The organism is Mesorhizobium sp. 131-3-5, from assembly GCF_016756575.1.
GTDB classification, from domain to species: Bacteria; Pseudomonadota; Alphaproteobacteria; order Rhizobiales; family Rhizobiaceae; genus Mesorhizobium; species Mesorhizobium jarvisii.
Genome location: NZ_AP023254.1, coordinates 1,089,523 through 1,116,183, shown reverse-complemented (window position 1 = coordinate 1,116,183; position 26,661 = coordinate 1,089,523). Strand labels below are relative to the sequence as shown.

The window sequence follows — 26,661 nt, the reverse complement described above, 5'->3', positions numbered from 1 at the left end:
TTCAAGTCCGTATCAGAGAGAGTATGGCTTGCGCGGCCACGTCCGTTCCGGGTTTCAGCGCCATCTGGGCTGCATTGTCCCTCAGGCGGGCGCGCATGGCGTCGTCGGCCAGCAGGCCGAGAATGGCTCTCTCCAATACTCCTTCGGTCCAGCCGTCACGGCCGATATGGTCGCCGGTGCCGGTCTCTTCGGCGCGGCGTGCATTGTCGTGTCCGTCCCAGCAATAGGGCATGATCAGCGACGGCACGCCGAAGCGCAGCGCCTCGCAAAAGCTGTTGTTGCCGCCGTGATGGATGAACAGGTCCGACTTCGCCACCACCGAAGGCTGCGGAAACCAGGCGTCGAGATAGACATTGTCCGGCACCGCGCGATAGGCGTCGCGCAGGCCGCCGACATTGACGATGAAGCGCGCCGGCAGCCTGTCGAAGACTGCGAGCATGCGCTCGATCAGCCCGACATCCATGGCGCCGAGACTGCCGAAGCTGACATAGACCAGCGGCCCGCCATTGCGCGGAAACACCGGCACCTCGAACGGCCCTTCCGAGCGCACGCAGCCTTCGAGATAGACGAAGCGGGCCGGATCGAGCGGTTCGGCCCGCTCGCGCCGCACGATCGCTGGCGTCAGCAGCAGATTGAGATCGGGCGAGCTTTCCAGGAACAGGCCCTTCGGCAACGGTCCCAGGCCGGCATCGGCACGAAAGCGGTTGAAGCGGTCATGTGCCGGCGCCGAAGCCGAGAGATAGCGCGCCTCGAACGCCGCGCGTTGCGGGTCATCGGCAGCCATCCCGGAAAGGTAGGGCGGCACCTCGGCGTCCGGCAGCTCGGTCTCGGCGCAGGAGACGACGCGCACCCAGGGGCAGCCGGCGGCGGCGATCGCCGGAAACATGATGACATTGTCGAGCACCACCGCGTCCGGCTTCAGCCGCGCCAGCAATTGCCGCAGCGGCGCCTCGGCATTGACCGCAGTGTCGACGATCGCTTGCCAGGTCGGTGCGACATAGGTTTCGAGTTGGTCGATCGGGCTCAGCCGGAAATGCGGCAGGTGCCGGCGCACGAAGGCCTGCCAGTAGCTCTGGCGCTCGCTGTCGCTCAGCGGCTCGTCGGTGGGCAGTTGATATTCCTGGAAACCATAGTCGGCAAAGACACCGGAGAAACCAGCATGGCAGATGAAGACGGGCCGGGCGCCCCGCGCTCGCAAGGCCTGCGCGATGCCGACGCAATTCAACGCGGCGCCGAAGCTGGCTTCGGGAAACAGCGCGATGGTCGGGCTGGCGTTGCGCGTCAATTAATCCTCTTCATTCCGGCCGGCTGATCATGCCGAACAGGGCGGGCGCCCCGCGGCTGGCCGCTTGTGGTCGCTGGTTGCGGGAGAGCCTCAGGTGGATGCGAAGCAGATCGGCAGCCACCTCATACTGCCGGCTTTCGAGATGGTCGAGTATGTTCAGGTGTTCCAGCAAGGATTGCCGCAGCCGGAAGACGTTGACCCCGGCATAGATGCCCGGCAGCCGGCGCAGGCGGAGATGATCGGCCAGCGCGTCGGCGATGAAGCGGTTGGCGCAGCCCTCGGCGATCATGCCGTGGAAATCCATGTCCAGACGCTGGAACTCGCGCGTGTCGAACGCGGCATCCGGCAGCGCCGACAAGGCGTCCATGCCCTGGCGCAACGCCGCCGCGCGCGCGCCGTCCAGCCGGAAGCCCGGTGTCAGGATCGCCGCCGGCTCGAGCAGCAGCCGGAACTCGTAGCTTTCGCCTTGCGCCTCCGGATCGTCGGGCGTGCGCCGGAAAAGCCAGGACTGGCCGGGCGCGCGGTCCAGCAGATTCTCTTCCGTCAGTTTATTAAGCGCTTTTAGTACCGTCTTTCGATCAGCGCTGTAGCGTCGCATCAGCGCCGCGGCGGTCACCGTCTGGTCCAGCCGCCGCGCCGAGCGGTCGCGCAGGATCGCCTCGGCCAGCTCGTCTTCCTCCGCGCTGGGAAGCTCGGCTGATATGGCCGGCTGCGCGGCGAGGTCGACCGCCAGGTGATAACCGGTATCGGCTTCCCAGCGCACGACGCCCCGCTCAGCCAAAAGGCTGAGTGCCGCTCGCACCGGCGTGCGCGAGACATTACACAAAGAGGCGATCTGCTGTTCGGGCAGGCGCGCGCCGGGCTCGAAGCCGCGCTGGCGCGCCACATCGAGGATACGCTGCGCCAGGTCGAGATGGTTGGTTCGAGGTCGTCGGGCTGCGGCTTGCATGACTTGTCTCGGCGGACGGATGTGACCGCATTGGTTTGGCTGATCGCCGGAGCAAGCGCAATCGGCCAGATTCCTCGGTCGGTTGGCAAATTATGGATTGACGTACTTTTTTCTGCAATAGTACTGTCCTGGCAATCGGCGACAAAAAAGACCGAGGGAACAGGATCGAAGGCAGCGGCATGGGTCGCGTCCGGTCCAGCACAGAATTCGACGATCAACCGGAATGGGAGTCTGCCATGACCGCTACCAGCCCGGAGCGCCGTGCGCTCAAGGTCTCTTCAATCGCTCTCGGCCTTGCCCTGGCGCTGTCGGCGCCGGCAATCGCCGCCGACCTCGTCATCTCCAACTGGGACGGCTACATGGCGCCCGACGCCATGACCGCCTTCAAGACCGCCACCGGCGTCTCCGGCGAAGTGGTGGTGCACGCCACCAATGAAGAGATCATGGGCAAGCTGATCGCCGCCGGCGGCAAGGGCTATGACGTGGTCTTCGTCTCTTCGCCCTTTGCCGAAGTGCTGAACAAGCTCGGTCTGACCGAGCCGATGGACCACGCCAAGATCCCCAATCTCGCCAACCTCTATCCGGAAGCGACCAAGCTGCCGCACGATGTCGGCAACGCGTTCTCCGTGCCCTACACCTGGGGCACGACCGGCCTCTGCTACCGCTCGGACCTGGTCAAGACGGCGCCGACGAGCTGGAGCGATCTGCTCGCGCCTTCAGATGCGCTGAAGGGCAAGACCACCATGCTGGCGACCGACCGCTGGCTGCTGGCCGCGGGCCAGCTCGACAAGGGTTTTTCCGTCAACGAGACCGATCCGGCCAAGATGGCCGAGGTCAAGGACCTCTTGATCTCGGCCAAGAGGACCCTGCTCGCCTATGACGACACCACCTTCTATTCCAAACTGGTTTCCGGCGAGGCGCTGATGGTGCAGGCCTGGGACGGCTGGTGCAATTACGGCATCGCCGAAAAGCCGGAGATCAAATACGTCATTCCGAAGGAAGGCTCGGACCTCTGGGTCGACACGATGGTGGTGATGAAGGCCTCCGAGCACAAGGACGACGCCTTCAAGTTCATCAACTTCATGCTCGACGCCAAGAACCACGCCTGGGCGGCGCAGAACATCGACTACAAGGTGCCGAACAAGCCGGCGATGGAAAGCCTGCCCGCCGATTTCCTGGCGAAATTCCCCAACATGGCTATGCCGGTGGCCGATCTCGTCAAGTTCGAGCAGCTGCGCGATGTCGGCGAAGCCCAGCGCGACTATTCCAAGATCGTCAGCGAGATCAAGGCCGCGCAGTAAGCGGCACGGATATCACGGCCGGCAGTGCTTTGGCTGCCGGCCCTGAGCGGTAGCTTAAATTGTCCCAGACCCGACTTCGCTCCTCCCTGCTGATGGCCCCGGCGCTGGTCTGGCTGACCGTGCTGATGGTGGTGCCGTGCGCGCTGGTGCTGGCGCTCGCCTTCTTCCGGCGCGGCATCTATGGCGGCATCGACTACACCTTCACGCTGGAGAATTTCAGGCTGGTCTTCGACCCGCTCTATGCCGGCATTTTCCTGAAGTCAGCGCGCATCGCCGGCACTGCCACGCTGATCGCGGTGGTGATCGGCTATGCCGCCGCCTACGCCATCTCCGCTGCCCCGCGCCGCTGGCAGCCTGTGTTCCTGTTCTTCGCCGTGCTGCCGTTCTGGTCCAACTATTTGATCCGCACCTATGCCTGGATCGTGCTGCTCAACCGCGAAGGCCTGATCACCCAGCTCCTGCGCTGGTTGGGCTATACCGGCGAACCGCCATCGATGCTCTATACCGAAGGCGCGGTCATCGCCGGCCTCGTCTACAATTATCTGCCCTTCGTCATCCTCGCCTGCTACGCACCGCTGTCGCGGCTCAACCCCGAACTCGCCGAAGCCTCGCGCGACCTCGGCGCTTCGGCCGCCACCACATTCCGCCGTGTCATCCTGCCGCTGACTGTGCCCGGCATCGCCGCCGGCGCGGTCTTCGTCTTCGTGCTGTCTATCGGCAATTTCGTCACCCCGGCCCTGCTCGGCGGCGGCCGTTTCCAGATGATCGGCAATCTCGTCTACGACCAGTTCCTCACCGCCAATGACTGGCCCTTCGGCGCTGCCCTCGCCATGGCGCTGATCGCCATCATGCTTTTGGTGCTGATGGTCCAGGCGCTCGCCGCCGACCGCGCCTCGGGGCGGGCAGCGCAGACCAAAGGTGACGCCGATGGCTGAGCGTTCCCCTGTGACGCGGCGTACGCTGTGGCTTGTGCTGAGCCTCGTCTTCGCCTTCCTCTACATCCCGATCGCCGTACTGGTGGCGCTCTCCTTCAACGAAGGCGGGTTGCCGACCGCATGGTCCGGCTTCTCGCTGAAATGGTATGCCTCGCTAGCCAACAATTCCGCGATCCTGTCCGCCGCGCTCAACACGCTGATCGTGGCGCTGGTCTCGACAGCCATCGCCACCTTGCTCGGCACGCTGCTGGCGATCGGCGTCGAGATGCGCCGGCAATATGGCAAGGGGCTGGAAGCCCTGATCTTTGCGCCGATGATCATCCCCGACATCGTGCTGGCGATTGCACTGCTGTCGTTCTTTTCCATGCTCAATTTGACCATGGGCCTGCACACCATCATCCTCGCCCATGTCGTCTTCAACCTTGCCTTCGTCTGCTCGGTGGTGCGCGCCCGGCTGAAGAGCTTCGACTGGTCGATCGTCGAGGCATCCGCCGACCTCGGCGCCTCCGCGCTCACCACCTTCCGGCGCGTGACCTTGCCGGTCATCGCGCCGGCGGTGATCGCCGGCGCGCTGCTTGCCTTCACCCTGTCGGTCGACGAGTTCATCATCGCCTTCTTCACCGCCGGCGCCGGCCGCGCCTCGACCACGCTGCCGATGCAGATCTACGCCATGATCCGCTTCGGCATCACGCCTGAGATCAACGCGCTGGCGACCATCGTCATGGCCGTAAGCATCACCGCGCTGACCCTGTCGCAGCGGCTCAATCGAGGAATCATCGGCCAATGAGCGAACCGCGCACGCTGCTGGCCATCGACCATGTGTCGAAGAATTTCGGCCGGGTCACCGCCGTCGACGGCATCTCGCTCGACATCCGCGAGAACGAGTTCTTCGCGCTGCTCGGCCCATCGGGCTGCGGCAAGACCACGCTCTTGCGCATGCTGGCCGGTTTCGAGATGCCGAGCGACGGCCGCATCCTGCTCGACGGCAAGGACATCGCCAGGACCCCGCCCAACAAGCGGCCGGTCAACCTGATGTTCCAGTCTTACGCGTTGTTCCCGCATATGAGCGTGCGCGCCAACGTCTCCTATGGGCTGGAGATGGAGCGCTTGCCGGCGAAAGAGATCCGGTCCCGCGTCGACGCCATCCTGGCGACCACCGAGCTCGTCCCCTTCGCCGACCGCAAGCCGGAGCAATTGTCGGGCGGCCAGAAGCAGCGCGTCGCGCTCGCCCGCGCCCTGGTCAAGCGGCCCCGGCTGCTGCTGCTCGACGAGCCGCTCGGCGCGCTCGACAAGAAGCTGCGCGGCGCCATGCAACTGGAATTGAAGCGCCTGCAGCACGAGGTCGGCATCACCTTCGTCATCGTCACCCATGACCAGGAAGAATCGCTTGTCATGGCCGATCGCATGGCGGTGCTGAAAGACGGCAGGCTGCTGCAATGCGACACGCCGCACGCGATCTACGAGCATCCCGCCGACCGTTTCGTCGCCGACTTCATCGGCGTGATGAATTTTATCCCGGGCAAGACCTCAGCCGATGGCGTGGTCGCCGCGAACGGTGCGCGCATAGCTGGCAAGGTCCCTGCAGCGCTCACCCCGGGCGCATCGGCGGTTGCCTCGGTGCGGCCCGAGCGCATCCGATTGTTCCCGTCAGCCGAGACCGCTAACCGTACGACCGGCACGGTCGAGGCGCTGGCCTATCACGGGCTCGACCTGCAGCTGCATATCCGCACGCCGCTGTCGCCAAAACCGTTCCTGGTGCGCGTCACCGCGGATGCGGCTGACCGCAGGCCTGTCGCATCCGGCGACCAGGTCGAACTCGGCTGGGACGCCGCCGATGTCAGAATTTTCGCAGAATAGGAGAAGCTTGATGGCGCAGAAGACGATCGCCTTTTTTCCGGAAGCCGCCTACGGCCCGGCGCTCAATTCCGTCGGCATCGCGCAAGCCGTCGAGGCGCGTGGCCACAAGGCCGTGTTCCTGTCCGACCCCGGCTTTGTCGAGGTTTACAGGGGCTACGGCTTCGAGGCGCATACGGTGAACCTGTCCGAACCGATGCCGCCCGAGCAGATGGCGAAATTCTGGGAGGATTTCATCAACGGCCACATCCCGAATTTCCGCAAATCGCCCTACGACCAGGTCGACAACTATGTGAAGGATTGCTGGACGGCGATCGTCGACAGCGCCAAATGGGCGCAGAAGGATCTGCCGCGCGTGCTGGCCGCCATCAAGCCGGACGTCATCTGCGTCGACAACGTCATCCTGTTCCCGGCGATCAAACAGTTCGGCAAGCCTTGGGTGCGCGTCATCTCCTGCTCGGAAAACGAGATCGAGGACGAGGACATCCCGCCGCATCTCTCCGGTTGCGGCGAGAACGACCATGCCGGCCACCAGCGCTATCGCGATCACTTCAACGCGGTGATCAAGCCGATCCATGACGACTTCAATGCCTTCCTGAAGGCCAACAACGAGGCGGCCTACCCGGTCGGCCAATTCTTCGAGTCCTCGCCATATCTCAATTTGCTGCTCTATCCCGAAGCGGCGAAATTCAAGCGCCGTCATCCGCTCGACCCCCGACAATTCCAGTATCTCGAAGGCTGCGTGCGGCAGGAGAAACCTTACGCCGTGCCGACCTTCGGTGAGAATAATGACGGGCCGCTGCTCTATGTCTCCTTCGGCAGCCTTGGCGCCGGCGATGTCGAACTCTTGAAGCGCATCATCGCCACGCTGGGCAAGACGCGCTACCGCGCGCTGGTCAATGTCGGCGGCTACAAGGACCAATATAAGGACGTGCCCGGCAACGTCATCGTCGAGAGCTGGTTTCCGCAGCCTTCGGTCATCCCGCAGGTCGATGCCGTCATCCACCATGGCGGCAACAACTCGTTCACCGAGTGCCTCTTTTTCGGCAAACCGGCCATCATCATGCCCTATGTCTGGGATGGCCACGACAACGCCACCCGCGTCGAGGAAACCGGCCACGGCTTCGGCATGCCGCGCTATGACTGGAACGACGCCGAGCTGGTCGCGAAGATCGAGGCCTGCCTGACCGATCCCAGGATGAAGGCCAAGCTGGCGAGGACCTCGGCGCAGATGCATGCGCAGAACGGGCCGGAAAAGGCTGCCGGCTTGCTGGAGGCGCTGCTGTGAGCACGATGTTTGAGATGCATCTGATCTCCCCCCTTGCGGGGGAGATGGCCGGCAGGCCAGAGGGGGGTGCCTGGGCGCAACATGTCGACATTAGGCATCCCGCCATCGGAGCACGTCCATGACCTCCTCCGCGCCGCACCTCTATCAAGCCTCCACCCGCACCGATCTCGTCGACTGGGGCGCCCAGCCCGACGCATTGGACGGCGCCTCGCACTCCACCGGCAGGCTGGTGCACAAGGGTCCGAACAACCAGCCGGAATCCGGCATCTGGGTGTGCACGCCGGGCCGCTGGCGGCTCTCGATCCCGCGCGACGAATTGTGCCATTTCGTCGCCGGCCGTGCGACCTACCGCTCGGATGTCGGCGAAGTGATAGAAGTATCGGCTGGGACCGTGGTCATGTTCCCCGCCGGCTGGACGGGCGAGTGCGCGGTGCACGAGACCATGCGCAACGTCTACATGCTGGCCTGAGAGCAACGGAGCTAGATCACATGTCGACACCGCATTGGCCCAAGGCTTCGGCCGTGGAACTGGAAGATTGGGGCGCGGGCAGCAACACGCTTGCCGGCGCGCCGCGCGCTTCCGGCAAGATCCTGTCGCGGAACCCGGACGGGTCGAGCGAATGCGGCCTGTGGTCGTGCACGCCGGGCACCCGCAAGGTCACCTTCGCCGCCGACGAGTTCTGCCATTTCCTGTCGGGGCACGGCAGCTATGTCCACGAGAATGGCGAACAGATTCCGGTCACGGCCGGCACGCTGGTGTTCTTTCCTGCCGGCTGGACCGGCATCTCCATCATCACGCAAACGCTGACCAAGGCCTTCATGTGCCGGTGAGCATCATTTCAAGGAATTCGATATGACCACGCCAATCCTGCAATCGCCGCTCGCCGTCACCGACCTCATCGACTGGGGCGTCATCCCGACGATGATCGAGGGGCAGTCCCACACCTCGGGCAAGCTGCTCCACAAGGGACCGGAAGGCCGTTCCGAATGCGGCCTATGGGTCTGCACGCCGGGCAAATGGCACTGCCACGTCAGCCGCGACGAGTTCTGCCACTTCCTCGAAGGCCGCTGCACCTATGTGCACGAATCGGGCGAAGTGATCGAAATCGAGCCGGACACGGCGGCTTTCTTTCCGCAGGACTGGAAAGGCGTCTGCATCGTCCACGAGACCATCAAGAAGGTCTACATGATCCGCTGAGCGGATTCGAGAGGATGTCCATGCCCTTCTCCCCCGACCGGCCGACCTACTTCGTCAATCCGGACTACCGGCCGATGGCCGGTGCAAACAAGGCAGTGATCGACCCGGCCACGCTGCAGACGGTCGGCGCCGTCGCCACGGCCAGCGAGGGCGAGATCGACGCCGCGCTCACCGCCGCGACCAGGGCGCAAGTCGCCTGGAAAAGGCTCGATGCCAAGAGCCGGGCGAAACATCTGCATGCCGTCGCCAATGCCATCGAGGCCGCCGACTTCACCCGTTGCGCCGAGCTGATGGTGCGGGAGATGGGCAAGCCCTATCCGGAAGCGATCGGCGAGATCGCCAATTGCGCGCCGATCTTCCGCTACTATGCCGAGATGGCGCGCGACGACGCTGGCAAGATCGCCGGCACGACACAGGCCGGCTCGTTCCAGTATGCCTGCTACGAGCCCTATGGCGTTTCCGTCCACATCATGCCTTACAACTTCCCGATCCTGCTGATGTGCTGGACCGTCGCGGCATCGCTTGCCGCGGGCAATGCCTGCATCGTCAAGCCTGCCGAGGCGACGACGCTGTCGACCCTGGACTACATGGCGGTGTTCCACTCGCTACCGGAAGGCCTGGTCTCTTGCCTGCCCGGCGGCGCGGCAACGGCGCAGGCGCTGATCACTTCGGACCGCACCCATGCCGTCGCCTTCACCGGCTCGGTCGCCGCCGGCAAGGCGGTGGCGGTTGCCTGCGCCGAACGCATGAAGCCTTGCGTCATCGAGGCCGGCGGCAGCGATCCGCTGATCATTAGCAAACACGCGCCGCTGGAGGTCGCCGCGGCCGGCAGCGTCACCGCAGCCTTCCACCTCACCGGCCAGGTCTGCACCTCGGCCGAGCGCTTCTTCGTCGTCGATGCCGTGCATGACCGCTTCGTCGACCTGTTCGCCGACAGGACACGCGCGCTGCGCATCGGCAACGGCATGGACAAGACCGAGATTGGTCCGCTGGTCAGCGAAGCGGCTCGGGCCAAGGTCATGCGTCTTGTCGATGACGCCATTCTCAGCGGCGCCAAAGCAATTACCGGCGGGCGCATCCCGCCGGCGCACAACACCGGCTGGTTCTACGAACCGACGATCCTGACCGGCGTCACCCCCGACATGGCGATCGTGCGCGAAGAGTGTTTTGGGCCGGTCGCCGCCATCTGCCGCGTGAAGGATTTCGATGAGGCGATCCGGCTTGCCAATGACAGCCCGTTCGGGCTCGGCGCCTCGGTGTTCACCACCGATCTCGCCGAAGCGCATGAGGCGGCCGAACGGCTGGAGGCCGGCATGGTCTGGGTCAACAATCCGCTGATCGACAATGACGCCCTGCCCTTCGGCGGCTGGAAGGCGTCAGGTCTCGGCCGCGAACTGGGACGGCAGGGGCTCGATGCCTTCCGCCGTTCCAAGATGGTCATCATCGACCACAGACCGGCGATCCAGGACTGGTGGTATCCCTATCCCGACAGCTGGTTCCGCGAGACCGGCGGACGCAAGCACGTGTGAGGGCATGGCGGCGACACCGCGCGGCTCGATGATCGCCGCCGCCTTCGGCGGTCATCTGGTCAGGCTGTAGCGTCGGACTCCCAGGAACCGGTCTCGGCCATTTGCCTGAGCAGCGGAGCCACCTCGAAAACCTGCTTGCCGGTCCGCTGATGCCAGTGGTCGAGCCGTTCGACGATCCTGGACGCCCCTTCGAGACCGGCCCAGAACATCGGGCCACCCTTGCCGATGGGAAAACCGTAGCCATTGGCCCAGACGACATCGATGTCGGAGGCACGGGCAGCGATCTTCTCCTCGAGGATCTTCGCCCCCTCATTGACCAGGGGGTAGAGCGTGCGCTCGATGATCTCGTCCGCACTGATCGCACGCGGCACGATGCCACGCTCGGCGGCCTTTTCACGGATCAGCGCCTCGACCTCTGGATCTGGAACGCCTGCCCGGGCGCCGGCCTCGTAGAGGTAGAAACCCCGGCCGGTCTTCTGCCCGAAACGCCCCTGTTCGCACAGCGTATCGGCGATCACGGCCGTCAGGCCGCGCGCCTTGCGGTTGCGCCAGCCAATGTCGAGCCCGGCGAGATCGCCCATCTGGAACGGCCCCATCGGCCAGCCGAAATCGGTGAAGGCCTTGTCGATCTGGCTGGGTGTCGCGCCCTCGAGCAGCAGCGCTTCCGATTCCGAACCACGCGCCGCCAGCATGCGGTTGCCGACAAAGCCGTGGCAGACGCCGACGACGACCGCCACCTTGCCGATCCGCCGCGCGAGGTCGACCACCGTCGCCAGCGCATCCGGCGCGGTCTTGTCTGCCCGCACGATCTCCAGCAGCTTCATGACATTGGCCGGCGAGAAGAAATGCAGGCCGAGCACATCCTGTGGCCGCGAGATCGAGCCGGCGATTTCATTGATGTCGAGATAGGAAGTGTTAGTGGCAAGGATGGCGCCCGGCTTGGCGATGGCATCCAGCTTGCCGAAGACCTCCTTCTTCACCGCCATGTCCTCGAACACCGCCTCGATGATGAGGTCACACTCGGCGAGATCGGCATAGTCGGTCGAGCCCTTGAACTGGGCGAGCCGTTGACGCTTGGCGTCTTCGGCCAGGGAACCGCGCGAAACGGAAACGGCGTAGTTCTTCTCGATCATGCCCAGCCCGCGCTGCAGCGCTTCCACGCTGGTTTCCAGCAAGGTGACCGGAAAGCCGCCATTAGCGAAGGCCATGGCGATGCCGCCGCCCATCGTGCCGGCGCCGATGACGCCGACGCGGGTGATCCTGCGCTTGGGCGTGTCCTTGCCGGGAAGCTTTGCCGCCTCACGTTCGGCGAAGAACAGATGGCGCTGCGCCCGCGACTGGTCACTGGCGACCAGTTTCACGAACAGCGCGCGCTCCGCCGCCAGCGCCTCGTCGAAGGGTAGTGTAACGGCGTTGCGCACCGCTTGCGCACAGGCGACCGGCGCTTCCAGCCCGCGCGCCTTTTTGGCGAGTTCCGCCGCCTCGGCATCGAAAGCCGCGAGGTCGGTTTCCCCAAGCCCGTCATTGCGATCGCGCACAGGCGTGAACGGACCACCCTTGCGGGCGATTTCCCCTGCGAAGTTCGTGGCATGCGTGACCAGATCGCCCTCGAAAACGGCATCGACGAGACCGGCTTCATGCGCCTCGTCGGCACCGACCGGCGAACCCGAGACAATCATCTTCAGAGCCTTCACCGCGCCGACCAGGCGCGGCAGCCGCACCGTGCCGCCGCCGCCCGGCAGCAGGCCAAGTTTCACTTCCGGCAGGCCGAGCTTGGCGTCGATATCGGCAACGCGAAAATGACAGCCGAGCGCCAGTTCCAGCCCGCCGCCGAGCGCGGTGCCGTGGATGGCGGCGACCGTCGGTTTGGCGATGGTTTCCAGCATCGCGACGATGGCGCGCAGATCGGGCTGCTGCACCGGCTTGCCGAATTCGGTGATGTCGGCGCCGGCGACAAAGGTCCGTCCGGCGCAGGCGATGACTATTGCCGTGACCGAAGCATCGTCGCGCAAGTCGACCAGCGCCTGCATCAGCGGCTCGCGGACATGGAAACTCAGCGCGTTGACCGGCGGGTTGTCGATGGTGACGATGGCGACGCCATTGTCGTTCACGACGCTGACAGAATTGGACAAGCAGAGCCCTCCCGGGACCGACTGAGATCGCGGAAGGGTTTACTAGGCCGCGCCGCGAATGGGAACCCGCTGTTGGGCTGGCCCAACGATTGGCGGCGCGACGGGCTGCCCCGGAGGTCGCGGTCGATGCTCGCCAGACGCTTGGAGACGGCGATCACCGCACCGCCTTCTCCCCACCCGCCGCCGTGATCACCCCGACGATGATCAGCCCGGTCAGCAGCAGCCGCACGCCGGCGCTGACGCCGAACGTGTTGAGCATGGTCAAGAGCAGCACCAGAAACAGCGCGGCGCCCCAGACGCCGGGGACATTGGCCTTGCCGCCGGCGACCGACGTGCCGCCGATGACGACGACGGCGATCGAGGCGAGCAGATATTCATTGCCGATATCGACATTAGCGCCCCTGAAATAGCCGGCGAGCAGGGCGCCGTCGATGCCGCCGAGCGCGCCCGACAGCGTGTAGGTGAGGAAGCGGATGCGGCCGACATTGACGCCGGCGAGCCAGGCGGCGCGGATGTTCTGACCGATCGCCAGCACCGAGCGGCCATAGATCATGCGCTGCAAGGCGATGGCCGCGCCGATGGTGAACAGCACGGTCAGCACCGCCAGCACGGGAATACCCAGCACCTGCCAGTTGGTGAAATCGGCAAAGCCAGGCGGTGGCTTGATCTGCAGCCCACGCCCGTAGCTGATGTCGATCGACTGGATGATGAAGCTCGCCGACAAGGTGGCGATGATCGGCGGAATGCGCAGCGCCCAGATCAGCAGATAGTTGATCGCGCCGATCGCCGCGCCGCAGGCGAGCGCCGCCAGCAGCCCGACGACGATCATGGAATCGCTGCCGGCCATCACCTTCATGGCGACCGCGCTGGCCAAGCCGATGTTGGCCGGCAGCGACAGGTCGACATTGCCGGGGCCGAGCGTGATGACGAACATCTGGCCGACGCCGACGATCACCGTGAAGACGGCAAGTGACAACGCCGCCGTGACCATGCCGCCGGCGCCATAGCCGCCGGTGAAGGCGATCGTCGCCAGCCACACGACAAGCGCGCCGAGGAACGACCATACCCAGGGTTTGCCGGCCAGCGATCTAACCAAAATCATCGCTCACCTCTCCCTGCGGCTGATCAGCACCCGCGCCGCCAGCACGATGATCAGGATGGCGCCGTTGGCGGCCACCTGCCAGTCCGGCGGAATGTGCATGAAGGTGAGCAGCGGCGAAGCGGCCAGCGCCAGCGTCAGCGCGCCGATCACCGCGCCGATCGGCGACACCCGGCCACCGACGAATTCGCCGCCGCCGAGGATGACGCCGGCGATCGAAAGCAGCGTGTAGCCATTGCCGATATTGGCGTCGGCCGAGGTGGTGATGCCGATCAGCGCCATGCCGGACAGCACGCCGAACAGGCCGGCCAGCGCAAACAGCACGATCTTGGTTCTGAGCAGCGACCAGCCTGCGCGCTTGAGCGCGGCCGGATTGCCGCCGGAGCCGCGCAGGATCACGCCATAGGAGGTGCGCATCAGGCCGAAATGGACGACGAGGCCGATTAGCAGCGCCGCGATGATCGGGAAGGGGATAAGAGGCGGCTTGAAGGACATGATCGCCAGCAGCCAGTCCGGCGCCTTGCCGCCGGGCTTGGGCAGGACGAGGATGGCCAGCCCCTGCCAGACGAAACTCATGCCGAGCGTCACCACGATCGACGGCAGATTGCGCAGATGGATCAGCGCGCCGAGCAGCGCATAGACGCCGATCGAGCCAAGCAGGATGGCAACGCCGATAAGCGGCGCGTCCTTCAGCCAGGTCGCGGTGACGCAGCCGACGAAACCGACGAAGGTGCCGATCGACAGGTCGAGCTCATTGCCTGAAATGACGAACATCTGCGCGATCGTCGCCAGCGCGATCGGGATCGCCAGGTTCAGCATCAGGCTGAAGCCGAAATAGCTGATGGCGCGCGGGTTGAGCCAGGCGATGGCGGCGAGCACCAATGCCAGCGACAGCGCCGGCAGCAGCCCGCGCAGCAGGCGGGCACGGGCCAGCGCACCACGCTCGGCGGAGCTCCTGGCGGTGGCGTCGAGGCTGGCGGCGGTCATCTCAGGCCGCGTTGCCGAAGGAGGACTGGATAATCTTCTCTTCGGTCAATTCGTCGCGACCCAGATTGGCGACGATGCGGCCGTTCTTGAAGACATAGACATGGTCGCAATTGTCGAGTTCCTCGGTTTCCGTGGTGTACCAGAGGAAGGTGCGGCCGCGGCCCGCCTCCTCGCGCACCAGGTCGTAGACTTCCAGCTTGGTGCCGATATCGACGCCGCGCATCGGATCGTCCATCAGCACGATCTGGGCATCCGAGCCGAGCGCGCGGGCAAACAGCGCCTTCTGCTGGTTGCCGCCCGACAGCGAGAAGATGTTGTTGTTCATGTCGGGCGTGCGGATGCCGATCTTCTTCTGCCAGAACTGGGCCAACTCGGCCTCGCGCCGCGGCGAAATCAGCAGCCCGTTGCGCAACCGCGCCAGCGAGCGGATGCCGATGTTCTCGGCAATCGACCATTGCGGGAAAATCCCATCCGACTGGCGGTCGCCGGCGACCAGCGCTACCGGCTCGGTCACTTCGATGCCGGTTCTGGCGCGGGAAGCAGCAGCGAAAATCGCCAGCAACAGGTCGGTTTGGCCGTGTCCCGCCAGCCCGGCAAGGCCGATGATCTCGCCGGCGCGGGCGACAAGGTCGGCGCCGTCCTTCTGCGCGGCGGGACGCGCACGCACCCGCAACGGACCGTCAGCCGGCTTGGCAGCGGCAATTTCAGCGGCGATCTTCTGGCGCGCCTCGGCCCCGCCCATCGCCGTCACCAGCCGGTCGCGGTCGAAGGCATTCGCCGCATCGGCGACCACCACCTTGCCGTCGCGCATCACCACGATGCGGTCGGCATTCCTGAGCACCTCGCCCAGCACATGCGAGATCAGGATGCAGCTTTTGCCGCTGGCAATAAAACGGCGCACGAAGGCCAGAAGTTGCCCCGCAGTATGCGCGTCGAGCGACGAGGTCGGCTCGTCGAGGATGACGAGGTCGAGCCGATCCTGCGTCACCGTGAAGGCGCGCGCCACCTCGACCATCTGGCGCCGGCCGATCGACAGGTCGCCGACGATGTCCCAGGCCGAAATGCCATGATCCGGAAAGATCTCGTCAAGCTTGGCGGTGATCAGCGCGGCCGCCTTGCGCCGCCAGCCGAGGCCCGAGAGCGAGGCATGGTTGATGCGCGTGTTTTCGGCGACGCTGAGATTGGGGCACAGCGACAGTTCCTGGAACACGCAACGTATGCCGAGCTTTTGCGCCCGCGACACCGAGTAGTTGTCCTCGACGCCGCCATGCACGCCGATCTTGCCGCTGTCGGGTGTGAGCGTGCCCGCCACCATGTGCATCAGCGTCGATTTGCCGGCGCCATTGTGGCCGACCAGGCCGACGCATTCGCCGGGCCGGACATGGAAGTCCACGCCGCCCAGCGCGCGAACGGCGCCGAAATGTTTTTCGGCGCCGTTCAGTCTGATGATGTCAGCGTTCCCTTCAGGCATGCTCAACACTATCCGCGCGATGGTACGAAGGGCAACGCAAGCGCGACATTCACTTGATGTTGGCCTTGATCGCCGCGAGGGCGTCTTCCTGCGTGTATTCGTGGGTGGCGACGCCGCCTTCCTTGATCTTCGGCAGGGCTGCCTCGAAGTCGTCCTGGGTGAAGGCCAGATACGGCACCAGCAGGTCGTGCGGAATATCCTTGCGGCCATCGAGCACCTGCTGCGCCACCCAGAAGGCGAGCGACGACACGCCAGGCGCGATCGAAGCCGACCAGGTCTTGTAGCCGTCCTTGTCCTTCTGTTCCTTCCACCACTTCAGCTCGTCCTGCCGGTTGCCCATGATGATGGTCGGGCGCGGCTTGCCGGCGGCGGCGAAAGCCTGTGCGGCGCCATAGCCGTCACCACCCTGGTCGACGATGCCGACGACGTCAGGCAGCGACGGCAGGATGGTCGCGACCGCCTTCTGCGCCGTGGTCTGGTCCCAGTCGCCGGTCACCGAACCGACAATCTTGAACTCGGGATGGGCGGCAACGCCTTCGAGGATGCCGGCATGGATGGCATCGTCGATCGAGGTGCCGGCCAGGCCACGGATTTCCAACAGGTTCCCGCCCTTGGGCTGGAACTTGGCCATTTGCTCGACTTCCTGCTTGCCCATGTCCTTGAAGTCGACGACGACGCGATAGGCGCAGGGCTCCGTGACGGTGCCGTCAAAGGAGACGACGGTGATACCGGCATCGCAGGCCTGCTTGATGGCGCCGTTGAGCGCGTCCGGCGAGGCGGCGTTGATGACGATGGCGTCATAGCCCTGCAGGATCAGGTTCTGCACCTGGGCCGCCTGCGTCGGCACTTCCTTGTCGGCGGTGGTGAAGATGTCGGCCGCGCCGACGATCTTGTCGGCGACCGCCTTCTTGGTGACGATGCCGTAGCTGTCGAGCATCGCCTGCCGCCACGAATTGCCGGCGTAATTGTTGGAGAATGCGATCTTTTTGCCGCTGGTATCGGCAAGCGCCGTCCCCGATGCGAGCATCGCGGCAAGAGCGCTCAAGGCTAACAGTTTCTTCATGTCATACTCCTCCCAAGAGTTGCTGGTCGTGCGGATTCTAGATGAAAAATCGAGCCTGTGTTCCTGTTTTTTATCGATTGTCAGACAAATGCAGATGGCGCGGCAGCCTGTCAACTGCAATCCGCAAAGCCCGCCGATCAACTTGCGGTGCGCCAATTGAAATGGTCTGGCTGGATCGGTAAGCCATGCGCACAGGAGGCCAAACAGAGATGGCAGTGACGCCGATCGTTCCCCCGGGCGCACCGGGCATTCCGGCGCGCTGGACGTCGAGCGCCAAGAGCGGCGTCGGCACCGCGTTTTCAGCCAAGAGCCCGCTCTGGTTCACCATCAGCCACGGCATCTTGAACGAGATGTACTATCCGCGTCTCGACAGCGCCTGCACGCGCGACATGGAGCTGATCGTCACCGGCCCCGGTGGCTATTTCTCGGAAGAGAAGCGCGACGCCGCGCACGCAGTAGCGCCTTTCGAGGACGGCGTACCCGGCTACAGGCTGACCAACACTGCGGCAGACGGCGCCTACCGTATCGAAAAGCGCATCATTACGGATCCGAAACGGCCTGTCCTGCTGCAAGAGATTGCATTCGTACCGCTGAAACATTCGGCGGCCGACTACAAGATCTACGCGCTGCTTGCGCCGCACCTCGTCAACGCCGGCATGGGCAACACTGCCTGGGTCGGCGAACACATGGGCCAGCGCATGCTCTTCGCCACGGGGCGCGGCGTATCCCTTGCGCTGGTCTCCTCACTGCCCTGGAATACCTGTTCGGCCGGCTATGTCGGTTTCTCCGACGGATGGCAGCAATTGCAGAACGGCGGTGCGCTCGATCCCTCCTGCCAGCGGGCGGAAGACGGCAATGTCGCTCTGACCGGCGAGATCGGCTTTTCCGCCGGCAAGACCACGGCCTTGCTGGCGCTTGGCTTCGGCGCGACGCCGGAAGCCGCCGCCGACGTGGCGCTGGCCAGTCTCAAGCAGGGTTTCGACGCCGCCGCCGAAACCTATGTCGAAAACTGGCGGACATTTCAGACCAGGCTTGAGAAGCTCGACCGCCACACTGCCTCCGGGCTGAACACCTATCGTGTGAGCACAGCGGTTCTGGCCTCGCATCTCTCGGTCGCGAGACCCGGCGCCGCTGTTGCCAGCCTGTCGATCCCATGGGGCTTCAACAAGGGCGACGACGATCTCGGCGGCTACCATCTGGTCTGGCCGCGCGACCTGGTCGAGACCGCTGGCGGTTTCCTCGCCGCCGGCGACGGCAAGCAGGCGCTGCAGATCCTGACCTATCTGCACTCGATTCAGCAACCGGACGGTCACTGGCCGCAGAATGTCTGGTCGGACGGCACCGCCTATTGGCCCGGCATCCAGATGGATGAATGCGCCTTTCCGCTGCTGCTGGCCGACGCATTGCGCCGGGCGGGCCACCTGCCGCGTGCCAGGCTCGCCGATTTCCTGGCCATGATCGAAGCCGCCTCCTCCTATGTCGTGCGCAACGGCCCCGTCACCGGCGAGGACCGCTGGGAGGAAGACGCCGGGTACAGCCCGTTCACGCTGGCCGTCGAGATCGCCGCGCTGCTTGCCGCCGCCGATATGCTGGATATCCTGGGAAAGAGTGAGCCGGCAAACTACCTGCGCGAAACCGCTGATTGCTGGAACGATCAGGTCGAACGCTGGACCTACGTCACGGGCACCCAGCTCTGCATCGAGGCCGGCATCACAGGCTACTATGTCCGCATCGCGCCACCGGACGATGCGGGCGCCGCATCGCCGAAGGACGGCTTCGTGCCGATCAAGAACCGGCCGCCGGCCGACACTGACAAACCGGCAGAAGCCATAATCAGCCCCGACGCCCTGGCCCTGGTTCGCTTTGGCCTCAGGGCAGCCGACGATCCGCGCATCGTCGGTACCGTCAAGGCCGTCGACACCCTTTTGCGATGCGATCTGCCGCAAGGCCCGGTCTGGTACCGCTACACCGATGACGGCTATGGCGAGCACGAGGATGGCACGCCTTTCGACGGCACAGGCCGGGGACGCGCCTGGCCCCTGCTCACCGGCGAGCGGGCGCATTACGAGCTTGCCGCCGGCCGCAAGGAGAAAGCCGCGCAGCTTCTGGAGACCTTCGAGCGTTCGGCTGGCATGGGCGGGCTGCTGCCGGAACAGGTCTGGGACAGCCCGGATGTGCCGGGCCGCGAGCTGTGGGAGGGCAAACCGTCCGGCAGCGCCATGCCACTGGTCTGGGCGCATGCCGAGCACATAAAGCTGTTGCGTTCGTTGCGCGACGGCGTGGTCTTCGACACGCCGCCGCAAGGCGTCGAGCGCTACATCAAGGGCAAGACAAGCTCGCCGCTCAGGATATGGCGCTTCAACAACAAAATCCGCTCCATCCCGGCCGGCAAGGCTTTACGCGTAGAGCTTTCAGCGCCCGGCGTCGTCCATTGGAGCAGCGACAACTGGCTGACGATCCAGGACCACAAGACCAGGGAAACCGCTTTTGGCGTCCATCTGGCCGACCTGCCGGTTGCCGGATTGACGTCGGGAAGCACCATCGTCTTCACTTTTTTCTGGCCCGATGCGATGCGTTGGGAGAATGTCGACTTCAGCGTCGGCATCGACGCATCGTGGTAAAAGCGGCCGGGCCGATAGATTTTCTCTCTCCTCAAGCAATCGGGACGAAACCATGCAGATCGGAATGATGGGACTGGGCCGGATGGGCGCCAACATGGTGCGGCGCCTGATGCGCGACGGCCATGAATGCGTCGTCTACGACATCAACCCGGCAAGCGTCGCCGCCCTGGTCAGCGACGGCGCGCTGGGCGCTGCATCCCTGACGGAATTCGTCGGCAAGCTCGCCAAGCCGCGCTGTGTCTGGCTGATGCTGCCGGCGGCGATCACCGGCAAGATCATCGATCAGGTCTCAGCCCTGATGGAGCCCGGCGACATCGTCATCGACGGCGGCAATTCCTACTATCACGACGCCGTCGACCAGGCCGCGAAACTGACCACCAAGGGTATCCATCTTGTCGATGTCGGCACCAGCGGCGGTGTCTGGGGCCTCGAGCGCGGCTACTGCCTGATGATCGGCGGCCCCGACGTGGCGGTGCAGCACCTCGATTCGGTCTTCGCCACGCTGGCGCCCGGCGCCGATGCCGGCGCGCCGGCTCCCGACAAGGCTGCCGGCACCGCGCCCTTCGGATATCTGCATTGCGGGCCGAGCGGCGCCGGCCACTTCGTCAAGATGGTGCACAACGGCATCGAATATGGCGTCATGGCCGCCTATGCCGAAGGCATGAACATCCTGAAGTCGGCCAATGCCGGCAAGCGGCAACGCACGGCCGACGCCGAGACCAGCCCGCTGGAAAACCCGCAATATTATCAGTTCGACATCGACCTCCCGCAGGTGGCCGAGGTCTGGCGGCATGGCAGCGTCATCGGCTCCTGGCTGCTCGATCTCACCGCCGGCGCGCTGAAGGGCGATCCGGGCCTGGCGCAGTTCGGCGGCCGCGTTTCGGATTCGGGCGAAGGACGCTGGACGCTGAAGGCGGCGATCGACACCGGCGTGCCGGCGCCGGTGCTGTCCTCGGCGCTGTTCGACCGCTTCTCCTCGCAAGGCGAATCCGAATTTGCCGACAAGCTGTTGTCCGCCATGCGCTATGCCTTCGGCGGCCATGTCGAAAAGCCGAAGGCCGGCAAGTGACGCCACAGCAGGAGACGCACGCATGAGCCAGGAACGGTCCGACACGCTGGTGCTCTTCGGCGCCACCGGCGACCTCGCCCACAAGAAGATATTTCCGGCCCTTTACCAGATGGTCGCCAAGGGCTCGCTCACCGAACCGGTGATCGGCGTCGCCTTCGACGCCTGGGACATCAAGCAGTTGCAGGCCCGCGCTCGCGACGGCATCGTCAATGCGCTGGGCAAGATCGACGAGAAGGTGTTCGCCAAATTCGCCTCGCTGCTGCGCTATGTCAGCGGCGACTACCGCGATCCGGCCACCTTCGAGAAGCTGAAGACCGCACTCGGCACCGCCCAGCGGCCGCTGCACTACATGGCGGTGCCGCCGACCATGTTCGAGACTGTCGTGCAGGGGTTGGAGCAGTCGGGCACCGCGCGTGGCGCGCGGCTGATGGTGGAAAAGCCGTTCGGCCATGATCTGCAGTCGGCGCGCTGGCTGAACCGCGTGCTGCATCTGGTGTTCGACGAGCAGTCGATCTTCCGCATCGACCACTATCTCGGCAAGGAAGCGATCCAGAACCTGCTCTATTTCCGCTTCGCCAATTCCTTCCTCGAGCCGATCTGGAATCGCAATTTCGTCGAGAGCGTGCAGATCACCATGGCCGAGGATTTCGGCGTCGAGGGGCGCGGCCGCTTCTATGACGATGTCGGCTGCATAAGGGATGTCATCGAGAACCATCTGCTCAACATCCTCCTGCTGCTGGCCATGGAGCCGCCGGTCGGCCGCTCCGCCGACGATTTGATCGACGAGAAGGTCCAGGTGCTCAGGGCGATTCGGACGCTGGCGAAAGACGATGTCGTGCGCGGCCAGTTCACCGGCTACCTCGCCGAGCCCGGCGTGGCGCCGAACTCGCCGGTCGAGACCTTCGCGGCGGTGCGCTTCTTCGTCGACACCTGGCGCTGGCAGGACGTGCCTTTCTTCATCCGCGCCGGCAAGAACATGCCGGTGCATGTCACCGAGGTGGTGGTGCGGCTGAAGCGGCCGCCGCTCGACGTCTTCGACCCGATCAAGCCCGCCGACCAGAACTACGTGCGCTTCCGCATCGACCCGCAAGTGGTGATCGCCATCGGCGCCCAGCGCAAGGCGCCAGGCGACGACATGGTCGGCGAGCAGGTGGAACTGACGGCGCTCGACGACAGCAAGGCCGACATGCCGCCCTATGAAAGGCTGATCGGCGACGCCATGAACGGCAACGGCCAGCTCTTCACCCGCCAGGACGCGGCCGAGCTTGCCTGGCGCATCGTCGGGCCGGTGCTCGGCGACACCACGCCGCCGCATCTCTACGAGCCGAAGACATGGGGACCGACGGACGCCATGGCCGGCTTCGGACCGCCCAATGGCTGGATCGACCCGGTGGCATGATCGGAGAAGACACGATGGCCAAGGCGATGAAGCACCCGGCACCCGACACCGAGAAGATCGTTCTGGCGATCGACATTGGCGGCTCGCACGTCAAGATCCTGACCAGCGCCGGCGGCGCCGAGCGCCGGGACGATTCTGGCCCGGGCCTGACGCCGCAGCAGATGATCGACAAGGTGAAGAAGCTCGCCGAGGGCCTGTCCTACGACGTCATCTCGATGGGCTATCCCGGCCCGGTGCGTCACAACAAGCCGGTGCTCGATCCGAAGAATCTTGGCAAGGGCTGGGCTGGCTTCGATTTCGCCGCCCAATTCGGCAAGCCGGTCAAGGTGGTCAATGATGCGCTGATGCAGGCCATCGGCAGCTACGAAGGCGGGCGCATGCTGTTCCTCGGGCTGGGAACCGGCCTCGGCGCGGCGATGGTCTTCGACAATGTCGGCCAGCCGATGGAACTCGCCCATCTTCCCTACAGGAAAGGCCGGAGTTTCGAGGACTATGTCGGCGAGCGCGGCCTGGAAAAGCACGGCAAGAAGAAGTGGCGCAAATACGTCTTCGACGTCGTCACTCGCCTGCGCGCCGCCCTGCAGCCAGACTATGTCGTCATTGGCGGCGGCAATGTCGACAAGCTCGACGCGTTACCGGCCGAGACCAGGCGCGGTGACAACACACGCGCCTTCGAAGGCGGATTTCGTCTGTGGCGAGACAAGGCTCTGATCGTCTGATATTATTACAGTTTAGTATAGTTGTTCAAAATAACGTGTGGCGCCGCGCTTAATCATTGCGTTGTGCAGATTTGCCGACTAGGAATTTTGCGCGCTGCCCCCGCGCGGTCCACTGGATACGCCAGAAACGCTTCAGCATTTTTGATTTTGTGCCTCGTCCTTTCGAAAACGAACCCCATTTTCGAGGCCGTGCACCATAGACGGAGGAAACATTGACCGACGATAGCAACGACGCTCGCATCGACCTTCTCGAGCTGACCGCCCACATCGTATCCGCCTACGTTGAGAAGAACCGCCTGCCCGCCTCCGGCCTGGCCGACCTCATCGCCAGCGTCGCCACCTCGATCGGCGGGCTCGGCAAGCCGGCGGTGCCGGTGGCCGCACCGCTGGTCCCCGCGGTCAACCCGAAAAAGTCGGTGACGCCGGATTTCATCATCTGCCTCGAAGACGGCAAGAAGTTCAAATCGCTGAAGCGCCATCTCGGCGTGCATTTCGGCCTGACGCCGGACGCCTACCGTGCCAAATGGGGCCTGCCGTCTGACTATCCGATGGTTGCCCCCAACTATGCGGCCTCGCGCTCGCAACTGGCGAAGTCCATCGGACTCGGCCGCAAGGCCGTTGAGGTGGCGCCCGTCAAGGCCAAGGGCCGCAAGGCCAAGGTTTCGGCCTGAGCAATTCAGTCCTGAGCCAATATTTAGGACGACTGGAACAGAAGCCTGCCGGCGAAACCGCCTTGGCAGGCTTCCTGTTTTTGTGGCTTGGATAAACCAGACAAGGGGATCTGGGGGAAGCCATGAACTACACCAGGATGGTGATCGAGAAGGAAGCGCCGGAGGAGTACGGCTACGACCGCATCCGCTTCAACCTCTCCGAGAGCTCGATCGCCGACCAGAAGCTCTCCGACATCGGCCTGTCGCTGCCGGACCTCACGCTGTTCTATGGCGAGCATCGCGGCGACAAGGACTTGCGCGCGCTGATCGCGGCACAGGACGCGGGCGTCTCGCCTGACGATGTGCTGGTCACCGCCGGTGCCGCCGGCGCGCTGTTCATCATCTCGACATCGCTTCTGTCGGCGAGCGACCATCTCGTCGTCATCCGGCCCAATTACGCCACCAACATCGAAACCCCAAGGGCGATCGGCTGCGCCATCAGCTTCGTCGACCTCGCCTTCGAGGACGGCTTTGCCATCGATGTCGAGGCCGTCAGGGCGGCGATGCGACCGAACACGAAACTGATCAGCGTTACGTGCCCGCACAACCCGACCGGCACGATGATGGGCCAGACCGATCTCGACGCGCTGGTGGCGCTCGCGGAGACCAGCGGCTGCCATTTGCTGGTCGACGAGACCTATCGCGACCTTTCCTATGGCCGGCGCCTGCCGTCGGCGGCCTCGCTGAGCACGAAGGCGATCAGCGTCGCGTCGCTGTCGAAGGCCTTCGGCATTCCAGGCATCCGCATTGGCTGGCTGATCACCAGGGATCCAGCACTACAGGAGACGTTCCTTGCCGCCAAGGAACAGATCGGCATCTGCGGCAGCGTCATCGACGAAGGCATTGCGCGCGGCATGCTCGAACGCCGGGACGCCTTCCTGGGAGCGCTGCTGCCCGAAATGGCCAAGCGCCGCGACATCGTCCAGGCCTGGATCGACCGCGAACCGCTGGTCGACTGGGTGCGGCCCGAAGGCGGTGTCGTCGGCTTCCCGCGCCTCAATGTCGAACCCGGCTTCGATCTCGACCGCTTCTATGTGAACCTGCTGGAAAACCATGGCACCTATGTCGGGCCCGGCCACTGGTTCGAGATGGAAAAGCGCTTCTTCCGCGTCGGCTTCGGCTGGCCGACGGAGGCCGAGTTGCGAGGCGGGCTCGACGCCATTTCGGCAGCACTTCGGCAGTAATTTCCTTGTGCGATGGGCGCAACAGGCTGAAAATCCCTTGATCCAGTGCTGATTTTCGCACGCATCGCGCATCGAACTTTGCTAGACGTTCCATTGGTCGGACCAGCGCCCAACCTTGGGAAGTGCCCCGCCGGCATCGCATCGGCCCGAAAGTCCACTCCGATTTTCGGAAAGCACGATGCGAAACTAAACAGTGTTGGAGCGCACTTTGTGCGTCCAATTGGACGCACGTCGCTCCAATGCCATCGCAACGGGGCCTTTATTCATGACATCCCTACAAACTTCACCTGAGCAGCGTTACGCTGCCTTCCGGCACAAAGCCTTCCTCAGCTACTGGACGGCGCGCTTCCTCACCACCTTCGCGACCATGATCGTCTCCGTCGCCGTCGGCTGGCAGATCTATGATCTGACGCGCGATCCTTTCGACCTCGGCATTGTCGGCATCGTCCAGTTCCTGCCATCGCTGCTTTTGGTGCTGGTCACCGGCGTCGTCGCCGACCGCTTCGGACGCCGGCTGATCATGGCGCTGTCGACGGTGATCGAGGGCATATGCGCCCTCACTCTGCTGGTCCTGACGCTGCGCGGTCTTGTCAGCCCGCTGCCGATCTTCGCCGTGCTCGCGATGTTCGGCACGGCGCGGGCCTTTTACGGCCCGGCTTCGTCCTCGCTGTTCGCCAATCTGGTGCCGCCGGAGGATTTCGGCAATGCGATTGCCTGGAACTCGTCCGCCTGGCAGACGGCGACCATCGTTGGACCGGTTGCCGGCGGCCTGCTCTACGGCGTTTCTCCGGAAGTCGCATACGCCATCGCCGCCATGCTGATGCTGGCCGCCGCCCTTTTGATTTTCACCATTCCCAGGCCCGCCCAGCGGACCGCCACCGACAAGCCGACCATGGAGACGCTGTTTGCCGGCTTCCGCTACATCTGGAGCGAGAAGATCGTGCTTGGCGCCATCTCGCTCGACCTGTTCGCGGTGCTTCTCTCCGGCGCCTCGGCATTGCTGCCGGTCTATGCGCGCGACATCCTGCAGCTCGGCCCGTGGGGCCTCGGCCTGCTGCGCTCGGCGCCCGGCATCGGCGCCATCTGCGTGGCGGTGTGGCTCGCCGGGCACCCGATCCGCAACCATGCCGGTGTGATCATGCTCGGTTTCGTCGCGGCATTCGGCGCCTCAACCGTGCTGTTTGGACTGTCCACCCTCACCTGGCTGTCGATCGTCGCATTGGCCCTCCTCGGCGCCACCGACATGTTCAGCGTCTACATCAGGGAGACGCTGATCCAGCTGTGGACGCCGGACGAGGTGCGCGGCCGCGTCAACGCCGTCAACCAGGTTTTCGTCGGCGCCTCCAACGAAGTCGGCGAATTCCGTGCCGGCACCATGGCGGCGCTGATCGGCACCGTGCCGGCGGTGGTGATCGGCGGCGTCGGCGCCATCGCGGTAGCAGGCCTGTGGGCCTGGCTGTTTCCGCAATTGCGCAGGGTTCGCCACCTCGACGGGCGCAACTGACGCTCGCCGATGGTCGGCAAGATACATCACCCCCGTCACAGGAAATCCCATGATCACCTGCTGCCTGAAATATGTCATCGACCCCTACAAGCTTGCCGAGTTTGAAGAATATGGCCGTCGCTGGATCGGTCTGGTCAATCGCCTAGGCGGAAACCATCATGGCTATTTCCTGCCGAGCGAAGGAGCGAACAATATCGCCTATGCCATGTTCAGCTTTCCGAGCCTTGCCGACTATGAGGACTATCGCAAGCGGATGGCAGCCGACCCGGAATGCCAGGATGTGTTTGAAGCGGAAAAGCGCAATCGCAGCATTCTAAGCTATGAGCGCAGCTTCATGCGGCCGGTGCTCGAACCCTAGCTAAAG

General features: G+C 64.6%; 24 protein-coding genes. 17 read left to right on the top strand and 7 right to left on the bottom strand.

Going from position 1 to position 26,661, the window contains the following annotated elements; genetic code table 11:
• Nucleotide 1 precedes the first annotated feature (1 nt).
• Nucleotides 2–1,285: a glycosyltransferase gene (locus tag JG747_RS05405; RefSeq protein ID WP_202361316.1), complete on the bottom strand. Its 1,284-nt coding sequence runs from the start codon at nucleotides 1,283–1,285 to the stop codon at nucleotides 2–4.
• A 10-nt stretch (nucleotides 1,286–1,295) separates the two neighbouring features.
• A complete protein-coding gene (locus JG747_RS05400) occupies nucleotides 1,296–2,171 on the bottom strand; it encodes a GntR family transcriptional regulator (RefSeq protein WP_240565047.1) in 876 nt (291 codons plus the stop codon).
• Nucleotides 2,172–2,470: 299 nt separating this feature from the next.
• Between JG747_RS05400 and JG747_RS05395 the strand changes: the two genes are divergently transcribed.
• From JG747_RS05395 to JG747_RS05355, 9 genes are all read left to right on the top strand, one after another.
• Entirely contained in the window at nucleotides 2,471–3,535 is a 1,065-nt protein-coding gene (locus JG747_RS05395) for a polyamine ABC transporter substrate-binding protein (RefSeq protein ID WP_202361315.1), read from the top strand.
• 92 nt (nucleotides 3,536–3,627) lie between these two features.
• Nucleotides 3,628–4,470, top strand: coding sequence for an ABC transporter permease (locus JG747_RS05390; protein ID WP_202362230.1), 843 nt, complete (start codon nucleotides 3,628–3,630; stop codon nucleotides 4,468–4,470).
• Nucleotides 4,463–5,257 (top strand): ABC transporter permease, encoded by a 795-nt coding sequence (locus JG747_RS05385; RefSeq protein ID WP_038650444.1) that lies wholly within the window; start codon nucleotides 4,463–4,465, stop codon nucleotides 5,255–5,257. Before JG747_RS05390 ends, JG747_RS05385 begins: the two co-directional genes overlap by 8 nt.
• Nucleotides 5,254–6,327: an ABC transporter ATP-binding protein gene (locus JG747_RS05380; protein WP_038650447.1), complete on the top strand. Its 1,074-nt coding sequence runs from the start codon at nucleotides 5,254–5,256 to the stop codon at nucleotides 6,325–6,327. The genes JG747_RS05385 and JG747_RS05380 overlap by 4 nt, the downstream gene beginning before the upstream one ends.
• A gap of 10 nt (nucleotides 6,328–6,337) precedes the next feature.
• Entirely contained in the window at nucleotides 6,338–7,612 is a 1,275-nt protein-coding gene (locus JG747_RS05375) for a glycosyltransferase (protein WP_202361314.1), read from the top strand.
• Nucleotides 7,613–7,730: 118 nt separating this feature from the next.
• Nucleotides 7,731–8,081, top strand: a complete 351-nt coding sequence (locus JG747_RS05370; RefSeq protein ID WP_202361313.1) for a cupin domain-containing protein — start codon at nucleotides 7,731–7,733, stop codon at nucleotides 8,079–8,081.
• A 20-nt stretch (nucleotides 8,082–8,101) separates the two neighbouring features.
• Nucleotides 8,102–8,443: a cupin domain-containing protein gene (locus JG747_RS05365; RefSeq protein WP_202361312.1), complete on the top strand. Its 342-nt coding sequence runs from the start codon at nucleotides 8,102–8,104 to the stop codon at nucleotides 8,441–8,443.
• A gap of 22 nt (nucleotides 8,444–8,465) precedes the next feature.
• On the top strand, nucleotides 8,466–8,810 hold the full coding sequence (locus JG747_RS05360; protein WP_202361311.1) for a cupin domain-containing protein: 345 nt from the start codon (nucleotides 8,466–8,468) through the stop codon (nucleotides 8,808–8,810).
• A 20-nt stretch (nucleotides 8,811–8,830) separates the two neighbouring features.
• Nucleotides 8,831–10,339, top strand: a complete 1,509-nt coding sequence (locus tag JG747_RS05355; protein WP_202361310.1) for an aldehyde dehydrogenase family protein — start codon at nucleotides 8,831–8,833, stop codon at nucleotides 10,337–10,339.
• Between the two features lie 59 nt (nucleotides 10,340–10,398).
• Here the strand turns inward: JG747_RS05355 and JG747_RS05350 are convergent, their stop codons facing one another.
• The 5 genes from JG747_RS05350 to JG747_RS05330 all read right to left on the bottom strand — a co-directional run bounded on the left by JG747_RS05350 (nucleotide 10,399) and on the right by JG747_RS05330 (nucleotide 17,091).
• Nucleotides 10,399–12,471, bottom strand: coding sequence for a 3-hydroxyacyl-CoA dehydrogenase NAD-binding domain-containing protein (locus JG747_RS05350; protein WP_202361309.1), 2,073 nt, complete (start codon nucleotides 12,469–12,471; stop codon nucleotides 10,399–10,401).
• 154 nt (nucleotides 12,472–12,625) lie between these two features.
• Nucleotides 12,626–13,573 (bottom strand): ABC transporter permease, encoded by a 948-nt coding sequence (locus JG747_RS05345; protein ID WP_019861954.1) that lies wholly within the window; start codon nucleotides 13,571–13,573, stop codon nucleotides 12,626–12,628.
• Between the two features lie 3 nt (nucleotides 13,574–13,576).
• A complete protein-coding gene (locus JG747_RS05340; protein WP_019861955.1) occupies nucleotides 13,577–14,557 on the bottom strand; it encodes an ABC transporter permease in 981 nt (326 codons plus the stop codon).
• 1 nt (nucleotide 14,558) lies between these two features.
• Nucleotides 14,559–16,028 carry a sugar ABC transporter ATP-binding protein gene (locus tag JG747_RS05335; RefSeq protein ID WP_202361308.1) on the bottom strand — a complete coding sequence of 490 codons (1,470 nt, stop codon included), beginning with the start codon at nucleotides 16,026–16,028 and terminating at the stop codon, nucleotides 14,559–14,561.
• A 49-nt stretch (nucleotides 16,029–16,077) separates the two neighbouring features.
• Nucleotides 16,078–17,091 carry an ABC transporter substrate-binding protein gene (locus JG747_RS05330; RefSeq protein ID WP_027047529.1) on the bottom strand — a complete coding sequence of 338 codons (1,014 nt, stop codon included), beginning with the start codon at nucleotides 17,089–17,091 and terminating at the stop codon, nucleotides 16,078–16,080.
• A gap of 209 nt (nucleotides 17,092–17,300) precedes the next feature.
• Here JG747_RS05330 and JG747_RS05325 point away from each other — a divergent pair, with 209 nt between their 5' ends.
• The 8 genes from JG747_RS05325 to JG747_RS05290 all read left to right on the top strand — a co-directional run bounded on the left by JG747_RS05325 (nucleotide 17,301) and on the right by JG747_RS05290 (nucleotide 26,655).
• The gene (locus JG747_RS05325; protein ID WP_202361307.1) at nucleotides 17,301–19,712 is read left to right on the top strand and encodes a glucan 1,4-alpha-glucosidase; all 2,412 of its coding nucleotides are present in this window, start codon (nucleotides 17,301–17,303) and stop codon (nucleotides 19,710–19,712) included.
• A 52-nt stretch (nucleotides 19,713–19,764) separates the two neighbouring features.
• Entirely contained in the window at nucleotides 19,765–20,781 is a 1,017-nt protein-coding gene (gene gnd, locus JG747_RS05320) for a phosphogluconate dehydrogenase (NAD(+)-dependent, decarboxylating) (RefSeq protein WP_019861959.1), read from the top strand.
• A gap of 22 nt (nucleotides 20,782–20,803) precedes the next feature.
• Nucleotides 20,804–22,180 carry a glucose-6-phosphate dehydrogenase gene (gene zwf, locus JG747_RS05315; RefSeq protein WP_202361306.1) on the top strand — a complete coding sequence of 459 codons (1,377 nt, stop codon included), beginning with the start codon at nucleotides 20,804–20,806 and terminating at the stop codon, nucleotides 22,178–22,180.
• Nucleotides 22,177–22,899 (top strand): ROK family protein, encoded by a 723-nt coding sequence (locus tag JG747_RS05310; protein ID WP_446720610.1) that lies wholly within the window; start codon nucleotides 22,177–22,179, stop codon nucleotides 22,897–22,899. Before zwf ends, JG747_RS05310 begins: the two co-directional genes overlap by 4 nt.
• A gap of 212 nt (nucleotides 22,900–23,111) precedes the next feature.
• Complete coding sequence (locus JG747_RS05305; protein ID WP_010912262.1) at nucleotides 23,112–23,570, top strand: MucR family transcriptional regulator; 459 nt, start codon at nucleotides 23,112–23,114, stop codon at nucleotides 23,568–23,570.
• Nucleotides 23,571–23,692: 122 nt separating this feature from the next.
• Nucleotides 23,693–24,793: an aminotransferase class I/II-fold pyridoxal phosphate-dependent enzyme gene (locus tag JG747_RS05300; RefSeq protein WP_064981425.1), complete on the top strand. Its 1,101-nt coding sequence runs from the start codon at nucleotides 23,693–23,695 to the stop codon at nucleotides 24,791–24,793.
• Nucleotides 24,794–25,058: 265 nt separating this feature from the next.
• Entirely contained in the window at nucleotides 25,059–26,297 is a 1,239-nt protein-coding gene (locus JG747_RS05295; RefSeq protein ID WP_202361305.1) for an MFS transporter, read from the top strand.
• 49 nt (nucleotides 26,298–26,346) lie between these two features.
• Nucleotides 26,347–26,655: an NIPSNAP family protein gene (locus JG747_RS05290; protein WP_019861965.1), complete on the top strand. Its 309-nt coding sequence runs from the start codon at nucleotides 26,347–26,349 to the stop codon at nucleotides 26,653–26,655.
• Nucleotides 26,656–26,661 lie beyond the last annotated feature (6 nt).